At 51.1% G+C, this 19206-nt stretch carries 20 protein-coding genes and 1 other annotated feature (1 of these 21 running past the window's edge); of the genes, 5 read left to right on the forward strand and 15 right to left on the reverse strand.

The features are described from left to right. Positions 1–46: 46 nt before the first annotated feature. The 7 genes from rpsA to prsW all read right to left on the reverse strand — a co-directional run bounded on the left by rpsA (position 47) and on the right by prsW (position 6328). Positions 47–1219: a 30S ribosomal protein S1 gene (rpsA, locus tag Q3F21_RS06295; protein WP_340250627.1), complete on the reverse strand. Its 1173-nt coding sequence runs from the start codon at positions 1217–1219 to the stop codon at positions 47–49. Positions 1220–1478: 259 nt separating this feature from the next. Then, the gene (locus tag Q3F21_RS06300) at positions 1479–2075 is read right to left on the reverse strand and encodes a lysophospholipid acyltransferase family protein (protein ID WP_340250628.1); all 597 of its coding nucleotides are present in this window, start codon (positions 2073–2075) and stop codon (positions 1479–1481) included. A 4-nt stretch (positions 2076–2079) separates the two neighbouring features. After that, entirely contained in the window at positions 2080–2742 is a 663-nt protein-coding gene (gene cmk, locus Q3F21_RS06305; protein WP_340250629.1) for a (d)CMP kinase, read from the reverse strand. Positions 2743–2878: 136 nt separating this feature from the next. Continuing rightward, on the reverse strand, positions 2879–3061 hold the full coding sequence (locus Q3F21_RS06310) for a hypothetical protein (RefSeq protein WP_340250630.1): 183 nt from the start codon (positions 3059–3061) through the stop codon (positions 2879–2881). Positions 3062–3084: 23 nt separating this feature from the next. Further along, complete coding sequence (locus Q3F21_RS06315; protein WP_340250631.1) at positions 3085–3768, reverse strand: flagellar brake protein; 684 nt, start codon at positions 3766–3768, stop codon at positions 3085–3087. Positions 3769–3878: 110 nt separating this feature from the next. Then, a complete protein-coding gene (gene ypeB, locus Q3F21_RS06320) occupies positions 3879–5246 on the reverse strand; it encodes a germination protein YpeB (RefSeq protein WP_340250632.1) in 1368 nt (455 codons plus the stop codon). A gap of 407 nt (positions 5247–5653) precedes the next feature. After that, a complete protein-coding gene (gene prsW / locus Q3F21_RS06325; RefSeq protein ID WP_340250633.1) occupies positions 5654–6328 on the reverse strand; it encodes a glutamic-type intramembrane protease PrsW in 675 nt (224 codons plus the stop codon). Positions 6329–6413: 85 nt separating this feature from the next. Here prsW and Q3F21_RS06330 point away from each other — a divergent pair, with 85 nt between their 5' ends. After that, the gene (locus Q3F21_RS06330; protein WP_340250634.1) at positions 6414–7385 is read left to right on the forward strand and encodes an asparaginase; all 972 of its coding nucleotides are present in this window, start codon (positions 6414–6416) and stop codon (positions 7383–7385) included. A 54-nt stretch (positions 7386–7439) separates the two neighbouring features. On the opposite strand, the gene Q3F21_RS06335 is transcribed toward Q3F21_RS06330, so the two are convergent. Beyond that, positions 7440–8672 (reverse strand): Glu/Leu/Phe/Val family dehydrogenase, encoded by a 1233-nt coding sequence (locus Q3F21_RS06335; RefSeq protein ID WP_425341219.1) that lies wholly within the window; start codon positions 8670–8672, stop codon positions 7440–7442. A 394-nt stretch (positions 8673–9066) separates the two neighbouring features. Between Q3F21_RS06335 and Q3F21_RS06340 the strand changes: the two genes are divergently transcribed. Beyond that, on the forward strand, positions 9067–9813 hold the full coding sequence (locus tag Q3F21_RS06340; RefSeq protein ID WP_340250636.1) for a PIG-L deacetylase family protein: 747 nt from the start codon (positions 9067–9069) through the stop codon (positions 9811–9813). A 93-nt stretch (positions 9814–9906) separates the two neighbouring features. Here the strand turns inward: Q3F21_RS06340 and Q3F21_RS06345 are convergent, their stop codons facing one another. The 7 genes from Q3F21_RS06345 to Q3F21_RS06375 form a co-directional block, all read right to left on the reverse strand. Further along, entirely contained in the window at positions 9907–10509 is a 603-nt protein-coding gene (locus Q3F21_RS06345) for a genetic competence negative regulator (RefSeq protein WP_340250637.1), read from the reverse strand. A gap of 276 nt (positions 10510–10785) precedes the next feature. Continuing rightward, positions 10786–11208 (reverse strand): hypothetical protein, encoded by a 423-nt coding sequence (locus tag Q3F21_RS06350; RefSeq protein WP_340250639.1) that lies wholly within the window; start codon positions 11206–11208, stop codon positions 10786–10788. A 111-nt stretch (positions 11209–11319) separates the two neighbouring features. Further along, a complete protein-coding gene (locus Q3F21_RS06355) occupies positions 11320–12228 on the reverse strand; it encodes an NAD(P)/FAD-dependent oxidoreductase (protein WP_340250641.1) in 909 nt (302 codons plus the stop codon). 60 nt (positions 12229–12288) lie between these two features. Continuing rightward, the gene (locus Q3F21_RS06360) at positions 12289–12939 is read right to left on the reverse strand and encodes a LysM peptidoglycan-binding domain-containing protein (RefSeq protein ID WP_340250642.1); all 651 of its coding nucleotides are present in this window, start codon (positions 12937–12939) and stop codon (positions 12289–12291) included. Positions 12940–13042: 103 nt separating this feature from the next. Next, positions 13043–13639: a CPBP family intramembrane glutamic endopeptidase gene (locus tag Q3F21_RS06365; RefSeq protein ID WP_340250644.1), complete on the reverse strand. Its 597-nt coding sequence runs from the start codon at positions 13637–13639 to the stop codon at positions 13043–13045. Then, the gene (locus Q3F21_RS06370) at positions 13636–15219 is read right to left on the reverse strand and encodes a RecQ family ATP-dependent DNA helicase (protein WP_340250646.1); all 1584 of its coding nucleotides are present in this window, start codon (positions 15217–15219) and stop codon (positions 13636–13638) included. The genes Q3F21_RS06365 and Q3F21_RS06370 overlap by 4 nt, the downstream gene beginning before the upstream one ends. Then, on the reverse strand, positions 15200–16333 hold the full coding sequence (locus Q3F21_RS06375) for a helix-turn-helix domain-containing protein (RefSeq protein WP_340250647.1): 1134 nt from the start codon (positions 16331–16333) through the stop codon (positions 15200–15202). The genes Q3F21_RS06370 and Q3F21_RS06375 overlap by 20 nt, the downstream gene beginning before the upstream one ends. Positions 16334–16420: 87 nt before the next feature. On the opposite strand from Q3F21_RS06375, the gene Q3F21_RS06380 reads away from it, so the two are divergent. The 3 genes from Q3F21_RS06380 to Q3F21_RS06390 all read left to right on the forward strand — a co-directional run bounded on the left by Q3F21_RS06380 (position 16421) and on the right by Q3F21_RS06390 (position 18703). After that, positions 16421–17332: a hypothetical protein gene (locus Q3F21_RS06380; protein WP_340250648.1), complete on the forward strand. Its 912-nt coding sequence runs from the start codon at positions 16421–16423 to the stop codon at positions 17330–17332. Between the two features lie 103 nt (positions 17333–17435). Then, on the forward strand, positions 17436–17645 hold the full coding sequence (locus Q3F21_RS06385) for a ferredoxin (RefSeq protein ID WP_340250649.1): 210 nt from the start codon (positions 17436–17438) through the stop codon (positions 17643–17645). Positions 17646–17770: 125 nt separating this feature from the next. Continuing rightward, positions 17771–18703, forward strand: coding sequence for a manganese-dependent inorganic pyrophosphatase (locus Q3F21_RS06390; RefSeq protein WP_340250650.1), 933 nt, complete (start codon positions 17771–17773; stop codon positions 18701–18703). A 327-nt stretch (positions 18704–19030) separates the two neighbouring features. Further along, positions 19031–19206, forward strand: a binding site (T-box leader); it runs 71 nt beyond the window's last position.

Here is a 19206-nt window from a genome sequence, read left to right on the forward strand (position 1 = left end):
CCAGTCATAAACAAAGGGGACACGCCCAGGCGCATCCCCTTGTTTTTTACTTCAGTTTTTCTTTCAGATCCCCAAACAGCTCGCCAAGTGTCACACCAAGAGGTTGGTTGTTTTCTTGCTGGAACTGCTGCTGCTCTCGTTTGCTTGCACGCTCTGCCTGCTCTACACGGTCTTCTTCCACCGCTCGGATGCTGAGACTGATGCGCTGTTCTTTTGGCACAACGTCGAGAATTTTCACTTGGACCGCTTGGCCTTCCTTCAGCACTTCGCCTGGAGTCGCTACGCGGCGGTTCGCGATCTGGGAAATATGAACGAGACCTTCAATGCCCGGCGCCACTTCTACGAATGCGCCAAAGGAAACAAGGCGCTTTACCGTACCGGTAACCACGTCGCCAGCCTTGAATTTTTCGGCGGCTTCAGCCCAAGGCCCTGGCTGCGTTTCCTTGATGCTCAGGCTGATCCGTTCATTTTCCTTGTCAATCTTCAAAATCTTTACCTGTACCTTGTCGCCCTCTTTCACGACATCAGAAGGCTTTTCGACACGGTTCCATGCCAGCTCGGACACGTGCACCAGTCCGTCAACCCCGCCGATATCCACGAATACGCCAAAGTCGGTCATGCGCTGCACGGTGCCTTCCAGCACCTGACCCGGTTGCAGTTGATCCAGAACAGCGCTCTTTTGCTGTTTCGCCTCATCCTCCAGAACAGCTTTATGGGAGAGGATCACTTTATTTTTTTCTTTATCCATTTCAACGACCTTCAAGCGAAGGTTTTTGCCCTTGTACTCGCTGAAATCTTCGACAAAGTGGCGCTCCACCATAGAGGCCGGGATAAATCCGCGCACCCCTACGTCAACGACGAGTCCGCCCTTGACGATTTCTTTAACGACGGCTTCGATCACTTCGCCAGAAGCCATTTTTTGCTCAAGATCGCTCCATGCCGTTTCCATGGCGACTGCCTTTTTGGACACAACCAGCTCTTCTTTTTCATCGTTAAGCTTGATTACCTTTACGTCAAACGTGTCCCCTACCGAAACGACATCGGACACCTTTTCCACGTGCAGCGGAGAAAGTTCGCTGATCGGAATCAGCCCGTCGTATTTGTAGCCCACGTCTACCAATGCCTGTTTTTCTTCCACCTTGGTAACCGTAGCCTTAACTACATCACCAACGGAAATAACTGTTGCATCCGTCAGGCTTACGTTGCTTTCTTCCATCATGAGTAAAACCTCCTTCGATACCATCAAGTCCCAAGCGTCTAGCAAGAGGCGGTTTAAAAAGCGAGACAACCATAAGGTTTGCATGATTGCAGGAAACAGGCTGTCATTCCAGCCGGTTTATCCTCCTTTTTAAACCTCCACTGTATAAGAACCGGGAGCATGTATATTTGTAACTGACGCCAAATGGCTGACAGTTAGCTGACAAGCCAGGAAGTTCCAGCAAAGTTAGTATTCTACCCTTTGCTGTTTCTATTCCGCCTTACGCAGAACGATGTTGTTCCAGCAGCGATTTTATGTGGCTCATAATCAATTCGGTCGTCTCGCGCAGCGTTTCGGAGTCCGTCTTTCTCTCCCGCAGCGACGAGAGGTCTAGCGGCTTTCCGTAGACGATCTTGATCGGCCGAAACAACTTGTATGGCCCGATGATGGCCACTGGTATGACAACCGCCTCGGATTTCAGGGCAAACATGGAGACACCGGGCATGCCGGTACCCAACTCTCCCGTCTTGCTGCGAGTGCCTTCCGGGAAAATTCCAAAGATTTTTCCCTCTTCCAGCAATTTGAGAGTCGCACGGATCGCTCCACGGTCGCCAGCTCCCCTTTTTACAGGAAAGGCGCCGAATTTTGTGATCAGAAAGGAAAACACCGGGATTCGGAACAGCTCTTCCTTTGCCATGAAATGCACCTGTCGGTCGATCCCGCTTCCGAGTAGCGGCGGGTCCCACAATGAGAGGTGGTTGGAGCAAAGAATTACAGGCCCTTCCTTAGGTATATGTTCGACACCGATCACTTGCCAACGGTAAAATGTAGAAAATATGAAGCGGAACAAGCCTCGAAAAGCACGATAGTAACTCACTTTCCTACACACCCGATCGCTTGCAAATTTGTAGAATTCGATCGACAACCTGAGGAATGGTCATTCCTGTTGTATCTACGAGAACCGCATCCTCTGCCTGCCGCAGTGGAGCAACCTCCCGCTCCATATCGCGTTTATCCCGCTCCGCTATCTCGTCCTCCAGCTCGGCAAGATCAGTCTGGTGCCCTTTTTGCAGCAATTCCTTCAATCTCCGCTCGGCACGCTCGCGTATGGACGCGGTTAAAAAAATCTTGACTTCCGCATCGGGCAGTACATGCGTCCCGATGTCTCGCCCATCCATGACGACGTTGCCGACGCGGGCCAGTTGCCGCTGCAAAACGAGCATCTGCTCTCGAACCGAACCATAGCTGGCCACGATCGATGCGTATTGGCTTACGTGCGGTGTCCGGATGTGATCGGTAATATCGTCCTCGTTCCAAAAAACGCGCTGCTGGGAAGAATCTCGCTTCAGGCGAATACCGTTGTTTTTCAACAACTCCGAGACAGCTTGCTCGTCTTCTATCTCAACCCGATGCTCCAAGGCAGCCCAGGCCAAAGCCCGGTACATAGAGCCCGTGTCGATGTACAGGTAACCGAGCTTCTCTGCAACCATCCTGGCAACAGTACTTTTCCCTGCTCCCGCCGGGCCGTCTATTGCAATGTTCATTCTGTGCTCACCCGCTATGTATGAGTGCCGGAAAGATACAAAAACAAGAAAAGCTTCTGTCGAAGCCCTTTCATAACTTTCTCAACTCTCTATGTTGTCTATAATAGTACCATAGTATGGAAGCATGCGCAAACCCTTATGGAATATGCGACACGCCTTCCAGACGTTCTGTTTCCAACAGGAAGGCGCGCACCGGATCAAACGAAAGCAGCAATTCGCCAGACAAGACTAAAAATGCGCAGATAAAAATAAGGAGGATCATTGCTTTTTCGATTCGTCTCGAGAAACGGGCATATTGCTGGTCGAAGTCGTCGGCCATTCGGCATCACCTTTCAGCAGTTGTTATTCCAGTACGCCTTTTTTTCTCATTTCCAACTGTCTCTCGTAACAAGTGCGAACAATTTTTGCCCGGTCTGCTTCGCTGATTTTGGTATATTTCACCGAAATCCATTGATGCTTGCCCTTTTCATCCGCGGGTTTCTGACGTACGATTTCCACTTCGGCAAAGGCGTGGTGCACTTGACCTGCTTTGCTTGGGAGCGACAGCCATAACTCCAGGCTGTCTTTCTCCTGAAGACGCATGTTGTCTTCGCACGTAAAGGAGAGTCCGCCCCCGCTCAAATCAACTGTGCGGGCGAGAAAATGGTATTGCCTCAGCGGGTCGTTCATTTTTACCGCGATCTCGACAGCCGTTTGAATGCGAAGGTAATTGCGCCTTTGACTTCGTATGACCGCATCTTTACTGGGGAGGCTGAGCAGCAGGACCGGGATGTTATCCGTTTGCCTGCCGATAATTGTCGAGCGGAACTCATAGCGAGAGCCGTCTTCTCCTATGTACCATACATCACATTCCATACCGGCCGACAAAGGGGCCATTCGCCCTGTCTTCTCGCTGATCGGAAGCTCAATGAGAGCGGTGTCGCCCTTGAGGTCGGCCACTCTCGTTTTTAATGTATGATCGCGGTTCTCATCCCAGGCATCGACGAGGTTAAGGCGGAGTGTTTGTCCGATTCTAGGCAGCAACATGATTATGCGTATCCCCCTTTTTCTCCTCATGCCTTCCATTATAACCCGCGGGGCCGACAAACGGCAAATAGGGAAAACCGCTGCCGTTCGGCTTTCCCTTTGCGTCGCTCCTATTGTGTATACGGGCTTTCTTTTCCCGTGGTCATTTTTACAATTTCTTCCTCTTCGCCGGTATTTGCGTTGATGTAGACCATGTACGAGTTTCCTTCAAAGCTGCAGGAAAGCTCCCAGCACATTACTTCATTTCCATCGTTCTTTCCCTCGATGAGCGCAAGCCGCTGGTCGGTGACTTTCACACTTGGGTTCACTTTTTTCTTCGCTTCTTCTGCAGTCACCTTCGGCTTGGAGAGGATCCGCTGTTTATGGTTGTACAGGTATTCGGTAGAATTGAAGCTGACTACGCTGCCATTGTCCAGCGCGGTTTTCACCGTGACTGCATCCGGGTAGATGCGGACGCCATTTTGCTCAGGTACAAAGGTCATGACAGCCATGCCTTGATAGCCGTCTTTTTCGGCTACCACCATATTCGAAAACCCATGGGCCGCCAAAAATTTCTTGGCACTTGCTTCAGCCTGCTCCATCGACATCCGCTGGTCGCCCACATCCCGCTCATTCATTAGCCAGGCTACCTTGCCGCCGCGCTTCGTGACGTCCATTTGAATGGGCGTCGGCGATTTGGAGGAGGTCAATCTGACGCTGTATGCGGAATACGACTCAGCCTTGCCGTTCTCATCGACTTCGACCTTTGTCGTGGACGGATCCAACCCCGTGAAGGCCAGCGCGATTTTTTGCGCTTCTTCCTTGGAAACCGGTTTGCCGTCGATTCCTTTGATGCGCTGCTGCTTTTTCTTGTCCAGACTCTTGATGCCTACGCCCCAGTCTACTTCGGGAAATTCCTGAACCCTCTTTTCGATCGTTCGGAAGCCGTCGATAATGGTGTTATCGGACTTCTTGTCATCGGATGCGAGCGCGGTCTCAACATCCATCCAGCGCAGTCGTTTGTCTATCACCTTGGTCTGAACGTGCAAAAGCTGCTTCTGTATGCTTTTGGCATTGCTGTACAGGCTCTTCAACGTCTTGTATTCCTGATCAGTGAGCGGATTTTTCTCCAGATCGCGAACGGCTACCCTGTAAGAGAAATCTGCAACTTTGGACAGAAATTCTTCCGTATTGTTAAATGGCATCAACGTAAGGGGCAGTTGCCCTACATCTGATTGAGCCGCGTAAGCCAGGCGCCAAACATTTGTCAAGGTAGGGGTCATCTGACGCCGCGAGTTGATCACCAGAGATTTCCCCAGTTCATCATGAAGCTTGTCAATATGGTGGTTTAAATCATGAAATGCGCGCTGATACTGGTTTTCCGCCTTGATCAGCACCGAGTTCTTTTCATTGTGCTCCTGGTAGCCCCACATTCCGGCTCCCACCAAACCAACCAGTGCGACTGGCAAGGCAACACGTGCAATCGCTCCATAAACCATCTTGTAACAGTCCCCCTTTCACTTTTTAACGACAAAATATATGTCTGCCGATTTCCTTGACATATCATGCAATCTTTGCATAGTGTTAGTGGAGCCGGAAATGTTTATGCACGATTCCATCCGACCTGCACAGAAAAAAAGAACCGGCATCCTTGTGCCGATTCTCTGTGCCTCTATTCAGATACGAGGCGGAAGGTATTGGATTAGGGATTGAACGCTGGCTGTCAGGGCTGTTCCTGTATACTGAAATGTCTGTCGTTGTTACAAAGGCATTGTTTAAAGCCCGTCTCAATTTCTCCGCCCGGCTCCCGCCGTCCACGGAGCGTAAACTTTTCTCCACATTCGTTGCAGCGAATCGTCACTTTGGTTCGTTGGCTCCTAGGCACATTACTTCTCCTCCTCGCTATTTATTGTGGACGGGAAGTCAGTGTTTTAGAACCGAAATCGTGGGCGCGCTGCACTTTTTTCAGCCCTTGCCACCATAAAAGCAGCATAAAGGGAACGATAATCCAGATCCAGTACTCTGTCGTCAAAAAGATGGTGTTGTACAGCGCGTGCAAAATGATCGGCAATGCAAGCGAAACGATTAGCCGCTTCAGCTCGAGGCTTGCTTTTCCCGAAAACTTGGCTTTTCCCAAGTAATATCCCATCCACACCCCGAAAAGAGCGTGACTGGAAACGGGCAAAAAAGCGCGCCAGAACGCAATGTCCAGCCCATTTAGCACCAGATAAAACAGGTTTTCCAGCGTAGCGAATCCGAGGGAGATAGCTACCGCATACACGATCCCGTCATAGGGCTCGTCAAACTCTACGTGTTTATAAACAGTGAAATACACAACCATCCACTTGAAAAATTCTTCTACCACCGCTGACTGAAAAATACTTGCAACCAACTCATTTTGCCAGTTCCACTCGGTCTGCATAATATGCTGCAGGACCATAACCGGAAAGACTAGAAGAACCCCGAAAACAAAGGAACGAATTACCATCGAGATCGGCTCGGGCTCCAGATTGTCTCGGAGATAAAAATAACTCAGGATGGCGATACCTGGGGCTATGGCTGCCCCGATGACAGCAAGCATCTGAGTATTGCTCCTTTACACAAGACTAGTATTCATCGTACCATGAATACTGGTTACTTGAAAACCGCTACAGGAGAGAGACTTTATGCAAAAGAAAATTTTAGTCATTAACACAGGCGGTACAATCGCCATGTCCGTTGACGCATCCGATGGAGTCAAGCCTCTGGAAGATCATGCCGTAGAAAAAATTTTGCCTTTTTTGGATCACCACGCTGACGTAACGATGATCAACCATATCAATTTGCCAAGTCCTCATATTACTCCTGCCATTATGAATCAGCTGCGCCTCTTCATTCAACAAGAGTTGAGCCAGCACGGCTACGACGGGGTCGTCATCACACACGGAACCGATACACTGGAAGAAACCGCCTATTTCCTCGACCTTACCTTGCCTGTGACCGTGCCGATCGTCGTGACGGGGGCGATGCGAAGCAGCAACGAGCTCGGAGCGGACGGACCGGTAAACCTGATCTCCGCCGTAAGAACGGTCGCTGACCCGCAAAGCAGGAACAAGGGTGTCCTGGTTGTGTTTAACGATGAGATTCACGCTGCCAGACACGTCACTAAAACCCATACCAGCAACGTGGCTACCTTTCAATCGCCGCAATACGGTCCAATCGGAACCATTTCAAAGAAAAGCGTCAGCTATCACCACGCTCCACTGGTCAGGGAGTACTACCCGATCGCCAGCGCTGAAGCCAATGTGCCGCTCCTCAAGGCTGTCTCTGGGATGGACCCCCGCTGGCTCGGCTTTTTGCTGGAGCAGCCGGTCGACGGTGTCGTCATAGAAGCGTTCGGCCTGGGAAACCTGCCACCCGCCATCATTCCCGTCCTCCAGGAACTGCTGGACAAAAACGTCCCGGTCGTCCTCGTCTCGCGCTGCTTCAATGGGCAGGTGCAGGATGTTTACGCATACGAAGGCGGCGGCCGCCAGCTAAAGGAGATGGGCATCCTGTTTTCAAACGGTTTGAACGGGCAAAAGGCACGTCTCAAGTTGATGGTTGCCCTGCAGCAAACCAGAGACTTTCAGGAACTTCAGCAATTGTTCGAGCAATGAAAAAAACCTCCTTGCGTATAAAGCAAGGAGGTTTTTTGCGGAGGAAAGCCGGTCTTACACCCAACCGCGGAAGCGGGAAGCTTCAGCCATTTTGCGTACGCCCACCATGTAGGCGGCCAGCCGCATGTCGACGCGGCGTGTTTGCGCGAGAGAGTATACATTCTCAAACGCTTTAACCAGTACTTTTTCCAGCTTTTCAATGACTTCTTCTTCAGACCAGTAGTAGCCCTGGTTGTTTTGCACCCACTCGAAGTAAGAAACCGTAACCCCGCCGGAGCTTGCCAATACGTCCGGTACCAGCAGGATTCCACGTTCTGTGAGAATTTTTGTAGCTTCGAGAGTAGTTGGTCCGTTTGCTGCTTCGACCACGATCTGCGCCTTGATATTGTGTGCATTTTGAGCCGTGATCTGGTTTTCAATCGCAGCAGGAACGAGAATATCGCATTCCAATTCCAGCAATTCTTTGTTGGAAATGGTGTTGGTAAACAACTTGGTAACTGTGCCGAAAGAATCGCGACGGTCGAGGAGGTAATCAATGTCCAGACCGTTCGGATCGTACAGGGCACCGTAAGCATCAGAGATACCGACGACTTTCGCGCCCGCATCGTGCATGAATTTGGACAGGTAGCTTCCGGCATTGCCAAAGCCTTGAACGACCACGCGAGCGCCTTCGAGTTTAATGCCGCGGCGTTTTGCAGCTTCGCGAATGCAAATGGTCACACCCTTCGCGGTAGCTGTTTCGCGGCCGTGGGAACCGCCCAGTGCAATCGGTTTTCCTGTAATGAAACCTGGCGAATCGAACTCGCGGATGCGGCTGTACTCGTCCATCATCCAGGCCATAATTTGCGAGTTGGTGAACACGTCTGGTGCTGGAATGTCTTTTGTCGGCCCTACGATTTGGCTGATCGCGCGAACGTAACCGCGGCTCAGGCGCTCCAGTTCGCGGAACGACATTTCACGCGGGTCACAAATGATACCGCCTTTACCGCCGCCATACGGCAGATCGACGATACCCGCTTTCAAACTCATCCAAATGGAAAGCGCTTTAACTTCATCCTCTGTAACATCCGGGTGGAAACGAATGCCCCCCTTGGCAGGACCCACTGCATCATTATGCTGAGAACGATAGCCTGTAAAGACCTTTACTTCTCCGTTGTCCATGCGAACCGGGATACGTACGGTCAGAACGCGCAACGGCTCCTTCAAGAGTTCGTACATTGCTTCCTGGTAACCTAGCTTTTCCAATGCTTCTTTGATCACCGTTTGGGTCGAGTGCAGCAAGTTCATGCTTTCTTGTTGTTCTTTTTTCCCTTGGGTGTTTTCGGTTACCACTTCGTGATTACCCATTACTTATTCACCTCAAAATAGTTGTCGGTAAACCCATCGTTAAGTATACACGCTTGTATCAGGGATGAGAAGATGAAAATTCCCTTTTCATGCGGAAGAGGCACTTTCAGGCTAGTCCCGACACGTTTTTTTCAGCAGATTATGCAGCAGCTGCATATGCTTGAAAGCCTGTCCTGACAGCAACTTGAGGAAGCTGACTCTCCTGTCAGACGTGTCGTTAGCTTGCCCATTCTATCCAACAAACATTACCTTGGATGCACTTCGCCGACTGTCAAATCCGCTTTTCTATGCCATAATAAATATTGCATCCCATGCTGCCAATCGGAGGTTTATCATGAAAGAGAAAAAAATCCTGTTCGTTTTTGCTCATCCCGATGATGAAACCTTTACCTCTGGCGTCACCATCTGCAAGTACGCTGCCGAGCCTGACGTATCCATTCACCTTTTGTCTGCAACCAGAGGCGAGGCAGGCAAACCTGGAGATCCGCCGATCTGCACGATGGCAGAGCTGCCTGCTGTTCGGGAAGCCGAGCTGCGCAAGGCCGCTTCTATCCTCGGTATTTCCAATGTGGAATTCATGGGCTACCGGGATAAAGAAGTATCCCATGCTCCTCTGGATGAGCGGGTGCAGAAAATAACGGAAGCGATCGAACGAATCAAGCCGCAGATTGTGATTACGTTTGCACCCCACGGCATCTCCGGACACCCGGACCATCAGGCGATATCTGAAGCGACGACCAGGGCTGTCCAAGCTTTGCCTGCCGGTTCCACGACGCAGAAACTGTATTACGTCACACACGCTGCGGAACAGCGTTTTGGCGTTGCATCTCCTCCCCATACCGATCCGATTGAGAACATTACCACGATCATTTCCGCTCCGGCTTATGTGTCGCAGGTGGCGCAAGCTCTGACTGCCCATCGGACACAGCATCTGTCAGTCAATCGAGTTTTTCCCGGCGTCCTGCAGGGTGACACGACATATGTCCGCTCAGTCAATCATTTTATTCTTGTCGGCAGCCCTCACCTGAAAGCCGCAGACGGGGAAAAAGAAACAGACCTTTTCAGCGGGATCGCCACATAGCGGCCGTATTTTTTTGGCGAAACAGCAAAACAGGAAAAGCACCTAGTTCACGTAACTAGGTGCTCTTAAACGCGCATATGCGACGCAATGTATTTAGGTAAAGTGCCTGCATATTTCCTTGACAGCATCGTCTGCGACGACAACTTTTCCGTATTCTTCCAAAACATATACGGTAGTAGGTGTCGCCTCTCCGTATTCAGAGAGGATCGCAATCATTTTCTGGTAGCGCTCCTGATCCAAGTCGAGCTCCTCGAGGACCAAATAGTATTTCCCTTGGTAGAAATAAGCCGAACCTCCGTTGATCAGAAATGCGTTTATCCGATGAGCTGCTTCAACCAGATGCTCAAAGTCGCGGAAGGAATAAATGACGAGATCGCTCTCCTCGAGGGTAACCTCGAGTTCGTACACTTCATCCTCGTCGTACTCTTCCTCTTCTTTCTCGCTCTTTGAGCCTGTTTTTCCGCGAGTTACGATTACGACCATCCCCTGAGCTGGCAAGGCAAACACTTCAACGGCCACAGGACCCGACACTTCGAAACCAAGCTCCTGGTAAGCCTGCTCCATCATATCGTTGAACAGTTCATGAACTTTGGGAATGTCACGCCACATGTCCTCTTTTTCGATTCCTCGTTCTGACAAATCGTCGAACGTGAGAAAGATTCGTATTTTGTCTTGACCAAGGCGTTCAACACGCATGACCGTCCCTCCTCGCCATCCAGTCGTACTACAAATTATGAATGAAAGCCTGTAAGAGTTCTCCGCATTTTCCGACGAATACCTGGCAGCAGATTACCCATTTTCCTTCATTTCGGTCATACTCATATCATATCACATTTATGGACAAGTATATAGTTCTCTGCCCGTCTTTTCAAACGCAGAGACACTTCGGGCGTGTCGAAAACTGGCGAACGGGCTCCTTTGCCATGTTAGGGGGTGTCGCTTCCTGCGCTTTCCCAGGAAAGATTTGCGTTTTCACTTCTTTCGCCACAGCTGCGCAATTTCGGTATAGTGCGCCCGCTGTCGCTTGAACTTGATGATCGCAACAAGCGCGAGAATGACCAGCAAACCAGATGTCGGAAACGGCATCTTCACATACTGGATGTAGGCGATAAACGCGAAATACCCGCACATGATCAGATGCAAAAGACCATCCATCGAAAACGTCCGCAGCGGCATCTGGAGAAAATGGGTTAAAAATGGGTTTCCCCACAAAAACGAAGCAATGAAAAACAGGGACACAGAGATGATCAATTCAATCGGTTTAAACATCAGCAATGCCATCCCGTCTTCCCATCCCCGTTCATCCATTCCCTTGACTGGGAACAATTTGTAAGCACCGTTTATAGACCACCAGGCAAGAACGCCGGCCAGCAAATCCTTGAAATACGCCGTCATTTCTCCCCCATCCTCCTCAAGCCTCACTTGCTATCAAAGTATATGGCTTTCCTATTCACTTGTGCCTATCAACCCATAAAAAAAGATTGCACTTGAAACCATGCAATCCTTCTATTTAGAATCCTGTTGTAATAATCGTTTATGTATCCATATCGCCGCCTGAGATCCATCTCCCATCGCAATGGCTACCTGCTGCGAATGGGCGGCCACATCCCCGATCGCCCAGATGCCGGGATAGCTGGTCTCTTTGGTCCGGGGATTTACCAGTACATGCCCTTTTTCATTCATCTCAACCGGAAACGCCCGCAGCAGATGGGATTCCACACGCGCACCGGGGAATGCGAGGAAAACTCTCGACAGCGCGAACTGTTCACCGTTCGCCAAATGCAAACAGCTCACTTCCCCATCTCGGTGTTCGAGCGTCGCTACCGGTTCCAGCCAAAACGGATACGGGCAATCCTTGACACTGTCCAGCTCTGATTTCTCTTCCCCCTCAACCGAGATGAAGAGGTGCAGCTTGTCCGTATAGTAAAAAAGCTCATCTGCCATCCGGACTGCCTGCTTTGCCTTGCCGATCACCGCTGTTTTCTTCCGGACGGTTTCAAACCCGTCGCAATCGGGACAGATGAAAACGGAAATGCCCAGACACTCCTGTAAACCGGCGATTTCAGGGAAGGGGTCGGCAATTCCGGTTGCCAAGACGATTGTTCGCGCCTGAATCGCGTTTCGTCCCCGCTTTGTTTCCACGCGAAAGAGCTGATCTGCATCCTGCGTCAGCGAAATGACCTGATCCTCGAAATGTTCCGCTCCGAAACGAACAGCGTGGCTGCGTCCTGCCTGGCGCAATTCATCGCCGCTTATCCCGGAGGGGAATCCTAACAGGTTTCGGTACATTTTGGCCGCGGACGACCGCCCCCCACCGTCATCGATCACCGCTACCTTGCGCAGGCATCGGCTCAATTGAATGGCAGCCTGCCAACCTGCGATTCCGCCACCAATGATCACGGTGTCAAATGTCAATGGTCACTCCACCTTGTCTGTCTGGTTTCCGGTTATGTTTCCCCAGACGTTCCCGGCTCATTACCGGGAAAGCGGAATTTTTACGATTTGCCCTTCCATCAGCTGCGCTTCTGCACTGATGCCGTTGAAGCCCGCTATTTTCTTTACCCCGCTGTTATGACCGTAGTAAAGACGGGAAAGCTGAAAAAGCGTCTCTCCCTTTTTTACCTTATGCTGCTTCACTTCAGGCTGCGGCGAGGAACCTTGTTGCTTCTCCCCGTCCCCAGGCTTTGCTGCTGGTGCAGCTGTCTGTTTGCTCCCCGGAGCCTCACCTTGTACGTTATTTTCTGCCTGCTTGTCTTTTATCGTGGAGGTACTGGCTTTGGACTTGTTTGCGGTAGGAGACCTGCTTGCTTCACCCGCACGTTGGGAGGCATCCTGCTTTGTTTCGGCACTCGGCTTTGTTACTGTATTTGCCTGCTGCCCGGCATTTTCCACTCCTTCCGCTTGGCCTGAAGTTGATGGAGTATGTACCCTTGCTTCTGAAGAGGCCGCGATTGGACTTGTCTCGGCTCGGGAAGCGTCTGACCCTGTCGCTTTTTCTTTTATGGAAACAGCTCCTGGTACGGTCTGCGACGCCTTGTACAATTCAAAGCCGATTAAAATCAGAAACAAGGTTCCAAAAACGGCAAGCCCCGATTGAAGGACAGTCCTGAATGAAAGAGCAGGCATCCTCAACACTCCGGCTTGCTTATGCCTAGTTCTACGCGGAGGCAATCCTCGCTGCTGACTATTTGCTCCCAGCTCCGAGCTTTCAGTGCTCACGGGCTGTGCTTTATTCTCGTCCAGTGTCATTCCAGGTTCCTCCTCTCACGGAACATCCATGTTGAATATACAGGGCCAGCAGAAGGTCTATGACAATGTGGGCCAGGATGGACGGCAGCAGGCAGCCGCTTGCCTCGAGCAGCCAGCCCAACAGCCAGCTGGTGACGAAGACGCTCCCGACAAGCAGCGGTTTGGACAAATAGCGAACGTGAACCAGCGTAAAGAAGACACTCGTCCACAGGTTTCCGATGAACGCCTGTATGACGCCGCGAAACAGCCATTCCTCGCCAAAGCCGATCAAGCAGCAAAGAATGACAGTCCTGCCGATGGAGAGGCCGGTAAATATACGTTCATTGATACTCCCGTCGTCCTGCCAGCTGCGGGGCAAAAAACGATCCATGACGATACTTGACCCGACGACCAATGCAGCAACGAGAATCGCCCAAAGAAATGCTCCAGGGGCCGGCAAGCGGAACAAGTCCAGAGTGCCTGCCCACCCGTGAACAAACAGGCTGCCGAACAGGGCGACACCAATTACGACGACTTGCGTCAGCCAAAGATTGAATCGCAGTGTCGCATCGTCAAGGTCATGGTGCGCTTGCTTCAAAAGATGGTTCCTCCCTTTTTATTCGGCAAAAGCGTTTCCAATGCCTCCCTCAGATTCCATTCGTTTTTCTCTGTTGTTTTACCGCGGGAAGCAGCCTTATTCAAATAGACAGCCCAGTCCAGACCGCAGTGACTGCAGCAGGCAGCCAGAAAAGAGTGATCGCGTTCACCAAAGTATTCATTGAGCCGCATCCGATAGCATTCCGTTCCCGCAAGCCAGCGAAGCATTTCCAGAAGCTTTTGGCGCTTTAGCCGCTTCGGCTTCTCCATCGTCTGGATCATCCGGGCCGCTTTCTCTTGGAGGCTCGGCTGCTCGGAGGCTTCCTTTAGTTCGTAGCGGTATTCCGCGCGTCCCGCGGCGACGCCGCTGACGATCCCTGACTGCTCGGCATAGAAAAACAACAGAGACGCCATCTCTTCAGGGATTTCGTCCATCGCCAGTTCGGAGACGGACTTTGCCCCGGCTTGCGACAAGCCTTGCAAGAAACGGAGAGCCTGATCCTGAGTGGGGTACTCCTTTTCCAGCAAATGGGTATGAATCAACCGGTCTTCCGGGACGTAGTACAGCCCGGCATAACCAGCTTGTCCATCCCTTCCGGCTCTCCCGATCTCCTGTGCATAGGCTTCCAGGCTTGCCGGAAAATGATAGTGCAGCACATAGCGAATATCTGCTTTGTCGATCCCCATGCCAAACGCATTGGTAGCGATGATCACATCCAGCTCTCCCCGCAAAAACTGCGTTTGCACGACCATTCTGTCCATGCTGTTCATTCCGCCGTGATAGGCGTGCACCCTGTTTTTCCCAAAAAGCTGATACTCCGCTGCAAGCACCTCCACCGATTGCCGGGTACTGCAATAGACGATGCCGGGACCTTGCAGTTCCTCGATCGCATTCACCACCATCCGCCTTCGCTCTGCTTCGTTCTCGGCAAAGATGATGTCCATGGCTATATTCCCGCGATTAAGCGGCTGAGCAACGACATTTTCCGGCTTGATTCCAAACAGTTCGCGAATCTCATCCGTAACCCCCGGCGTTGCCGTAGCCGTCACCGCCAACACGGGGGGAGAGCCCAACCGTTTCACCACCTGCGGCAGACGCAGATAGTCTGTGCGGAAATCGTGGCCCCATTGAGAAACGCAGTGGGCTTCGTCTATCGCCAGCATCGACACTCCGGCTCTGATCAGCGCCTTTTGAACTGCATGACTTTGCAATTTTTCAGGCGATACATAGACAAGCTTGTACACGCCTCGTCCAATCTCCAAAAGGCGCTCTCTTGTCTCCGCAGGGTCCATGGTGCTGTTGATATAAGCAGCCGGAATTTTTCGTTTTCCGCGTAGCTGCTGCACCTGGTCCACCATTAAAGAAATGAGCGGTGACACGACCACCGCAGTCCCAGGAAGAAACAGGGCCGGAAGCTGGTACGTGACCGATTTGCCCCCGCCGGTGGCCATCAGTCCCAGCACGTTTTGGCCCTGAAGAATCCGTTTGATGATTTCCCGCTGCCCCGGCCGGAAGGAGGAAAAGCCGAAATGACGCCGCAGAAGATCCCTGATTCTGTGGTCAGGCGTCTCCTTTTGCATGCTCTTCTCCTCCTTTCTTTCTCGCCAGGGCCAGCCGGATCTGCAGGTACGACACGCCAGCTCCAAGCTGGTCCTTGACCAGCCTCAACCTGCTCGTCTCCAGTCTGTTGCTGACTTCGACAATTTTTTCTGCCAGATCGGCTGAAAGATAGCGGGAAGAGTCCCACTCCGGACAGCGCAACGCGATTTCCACCAAGTGGTCTTCAACTGTACTCGGCTTGATGTTCCGCCTTTTGGCGATCTGGTCGATGCTGTATCCCCGCTTGGCCAAAACGTACGTCAACGAAGCGCTTTCGGTCAGGCGGGGGTCCTTGTCTCCTTCGTTTTCCAAGAGTGTCGACAACAAGGGGAAGTCTGCGCGTTTTTCCTGGATCGCACGAATCATCCGGGCCAGGCCCGAGCGGAACTGCACGTGAATATAAGAAGGAGCCTCGCGATTCAACAGGCTGAGCTGAGCCAGTGTAAGTCCTGATTGGGAAACGCCTGAAAAACGGCGAAAGATCATTTCCTGGACTGGTTCGGGCAGCCCAGTCAGGGAGTGAAACAACTCCTTAGCCAGGCCCTCGGTCCAGCGGGCTCTCTGCGCTTTTTCCGCCAGACGCTCTTTTACCCAACGCTGCGTCCGTTTTTCCTGCACGATCGGCTGGAAGGACAAATCACGTTCCAGCAGGTGTGAGACTGTTTGAACAACCAGATGCAGCCGCAGCCAAAACGACTCAACCTGTTCTGCGACATCTGCCTGAGAAAATGGCTCAAACCAGTACGAAAAGGTGTACTCCCTTTCCCCTTCGGCTGCGATCTGCCGGGCTTTTTCCGTCAGAAAAAATGACGGTTTTCTGGCGTTTTGCGCTGCAGGGATCGGGATTAGCAATTGATCCTCTTGCAATTTATAAACAATTTTCTCCCATTCCTCTTTCAAAAGACGGGGAAACATCCGATAATACGGATAAAGGCTGTATAAATGAACGTCCTGCAGGGTCTGGTTTGCTTTTCTGCCTCGCAATATGTAATACAGGGCCTGGACTGTCCGCTCGCCTGCCAAGGGAAGCATCCCGGTAACGGTCAGCGAACGTATAAAAGCCCATTCCCGCTCAATAAGAGATGGACTGCTCATGGGTACTCCTTTTGCATATCGGAATACTGCCGCGCAAATTGCAGCAGCTCGAATTATCCCTTAATCGTAACAACTGTGGAGGATTGTATGAACAAGCGTCTGTCGAAGTCAGAATTTATCTTTGCCTACATGATCATCATAACACTTGCTTGCTTTGTTGGCGGATTTTTTTTCGGTGCTTACTATATGAAATCAAAAATAGATGCACAGCAAACGGCCGCTCTCGAACAACAGAAGCTGGAAGCAGAGCGGGAACGCCAACTGCGCGAGCAAAAGCTTTACAGCGAGCAGGACTTTATCCGTTTTTACTACGCCGTTTACGCCCCTGTGCTCGACTTGAAACGGGCTCATTTCGAGAAGATGGAGGCTTGGCCGAATCTGGACAGGTCAGCCAAAAAGGATGCTCTCGAGCAGCTGCTCCAGGCCGCCAAGCAAACCGACAAACAGCTGGGCAAGGAAGTTCCCCTGCCAACGTCTCCGCTGCTCGTCGAAGCCCACAGCCAATTTCAGGCTGGCGTGCGGGCTTATTTGGATAGTATGAAGCAATTGCTCTCCGATCAGAATAGTAATGCTCTCAGTCCGGCTGATATCTCTGCCCGACTGTCCTTGACCAACTGGTACAAGGCAAGCGAGCAGGTTTACCATTCCCTGGCCATTTGGGAGTCTGCGTATGTTACCAAGCAGTCGCTGCCAAAAGAGGTCCCTGCCAATGTGAGCGCAGATCAGTGGAGGCAGCTGCCGTTCCACTACAAGACTTACATCGCGGCTGTTTCCATCGCCGGTCACAAGAAATGGGGGGATTACAACCCCGAGGATTTGACCGCCCGCATCGACTTGCTGTTTGGCTCTGACGATGCCAAGAACCTGGGAATAAAAGACGCCGACGCTGCCGTACGCCTTCTGACAGCTACAGATGCGGTGCACAACGGTGATTTCAAAGAGGTTCAAGGCAAGCATTACAGCAGCCTGAAGGCACCTGAAATACCGCTTTATCGATAGTCGTACATTTTTAGATACGATTCATTCTTGAAATCTTTCCAGACAGAGCATACAATGAGTTATGACAGTGGACGTACCATCAGGTATGGGAGGTGAAACCACGATGACCACATGGGTAGATAAAGAAACCTGTATCGCTTGCGGTGCTTGTGGCGCAACGGCTCCTGACGTTTTCGATTACGACGACGAAGGCCTTGCTTTCAACAAGCTCGACGATAACACCAATAGCGCTGAGATTCCGGACATCCTTTTTGACGACGTACGTGACGCGGCTGAAGGATGCCCTACCGATTCCATTAAAGTGGAAGAGTAAGATTCCCAGCTCACAAAAAACCGCTCACTGCTCTTCAGCTGTGGGGGGTTTTTTCATTTTCATCGCATTTCTCCCCCTTTTCATGGTATAATTTTCTCGCCAAAAACAACGAAGGAGCATTAAGAATGGGAAAAACACTTATTTTCGGACATAAAAATCCGGACACTGATTCCATTTGTTCTGCAATTGTATATGCGGATCTCAAAACCAAGCTGGGTGCAGATGTAGAGCCTGTTCGTTTGGGAGAGATCAGCAGTGAAACGAAATTTGTGCTGGATACATTCAAAGTGGATGCCCCCCGCCTGGTCGAAACCGTCGCAAACGAAGTGAGCGAGGTCATCCTGGTCGATCATAATGAGCGCCAGCAAAGTGCTACCGACATTGAGAAAGTGCAAGTCACAGAAGTGATCGACCACCATCGGATCGCCAATTTTGAAACGAGCAATCCCCTGTATTACCGCGCGGAACCAGTTGGCTGCACAACGACGATCCTGAAAAAAATGTACAAGGAGAACGGCGTTGAAATTTCCCAGACGATGGCTGGCCTGATGCTGTCCGCGATCATTTCCGACACGCTTCTGCTGAAGTCTCCAACGTGTACGGAGCAAGACGTCGCCGCCGCACATGAACTTGCGGAGATTGCCGGAGTAGATTTGAATGCGTACGGCCTGGATATGCTAAAGGCCGGTGCCGATTTGAGCGAGAAAACGATCGCTCAGCTGATCTCCCTTGACTCAAAAGAATTCCAAATGGGCAGCTACAAGGTGGAAATCGCTCAGGTGAACGCAGTCGATGTGAATGACGTGCTTGCACGCCAGACTGAGCTTGAAGCTTCGCTCTCTGCGATTATTTCCGACAAGGGCCTGGATTTGTTCCTCTTCGTCGTAACCGATATTTTGAACAACGACTCCATCGGCCTGGCTCTCGGCCGCGCAGCCCATGCAGTGGAAAAAGCTTACAACGTGAACCTTGTCGATAACAAAGCAGTGCTGAAAGGCGTCGTGTCTCGAAAAAAACAAATCGTGCCTGTGCTCACCGATACGCTGGGCGGCATGTAAGGATTGCCCCCCTCAACGATTGCTTTGTCTCATAATCTAATCTACATTCAACATGCCCTTTACCCTCAATGCCGGTACTGGGCATTTTGTTTCCACGCCGCATCGAGCGGTAAAAACCGAACATTTTTCGCAGAAATATCCAGTTTTTAGGAAACTTAAATCTTAACGTTCGTTTTTAGGTTAATTTTACACATTTCAACTATCCGAAATTACTTTATTTCACGAACTATATGTTGTTTTTTAAATCCAATGTTCTTTTTTTCTGTTTTTTATGCTTGACGCTTAGAATTGCCCGTGTTATCGTAGATACAAATCTTAGCGAATACTTCAACAACGTTGACGAAGATACGCCTAGCCTGGAAACCCTCAGAGAGCCGATGGTTGCTGCGAATCGGTGGTTCCGCGCTAGGATGAGCACTTCCGAGTTGTTGCGCCGAACCGATGTCCCGGGTATCACAGTAGGCGTGAACGGTTGATCCGTTATCTCTCAGGTCACGTACCTG

Origin of the sequence: Brevibacillus borstelensis (assembly GCF_037834415.1) — a bacterium.
GTDB classification, from domain to species: Bacteria; Bacillota; Bacilli; order Brevibacillales; family Brevibacillaceae; genus Brevibacillus; species Brevibacillus borstelensis_A.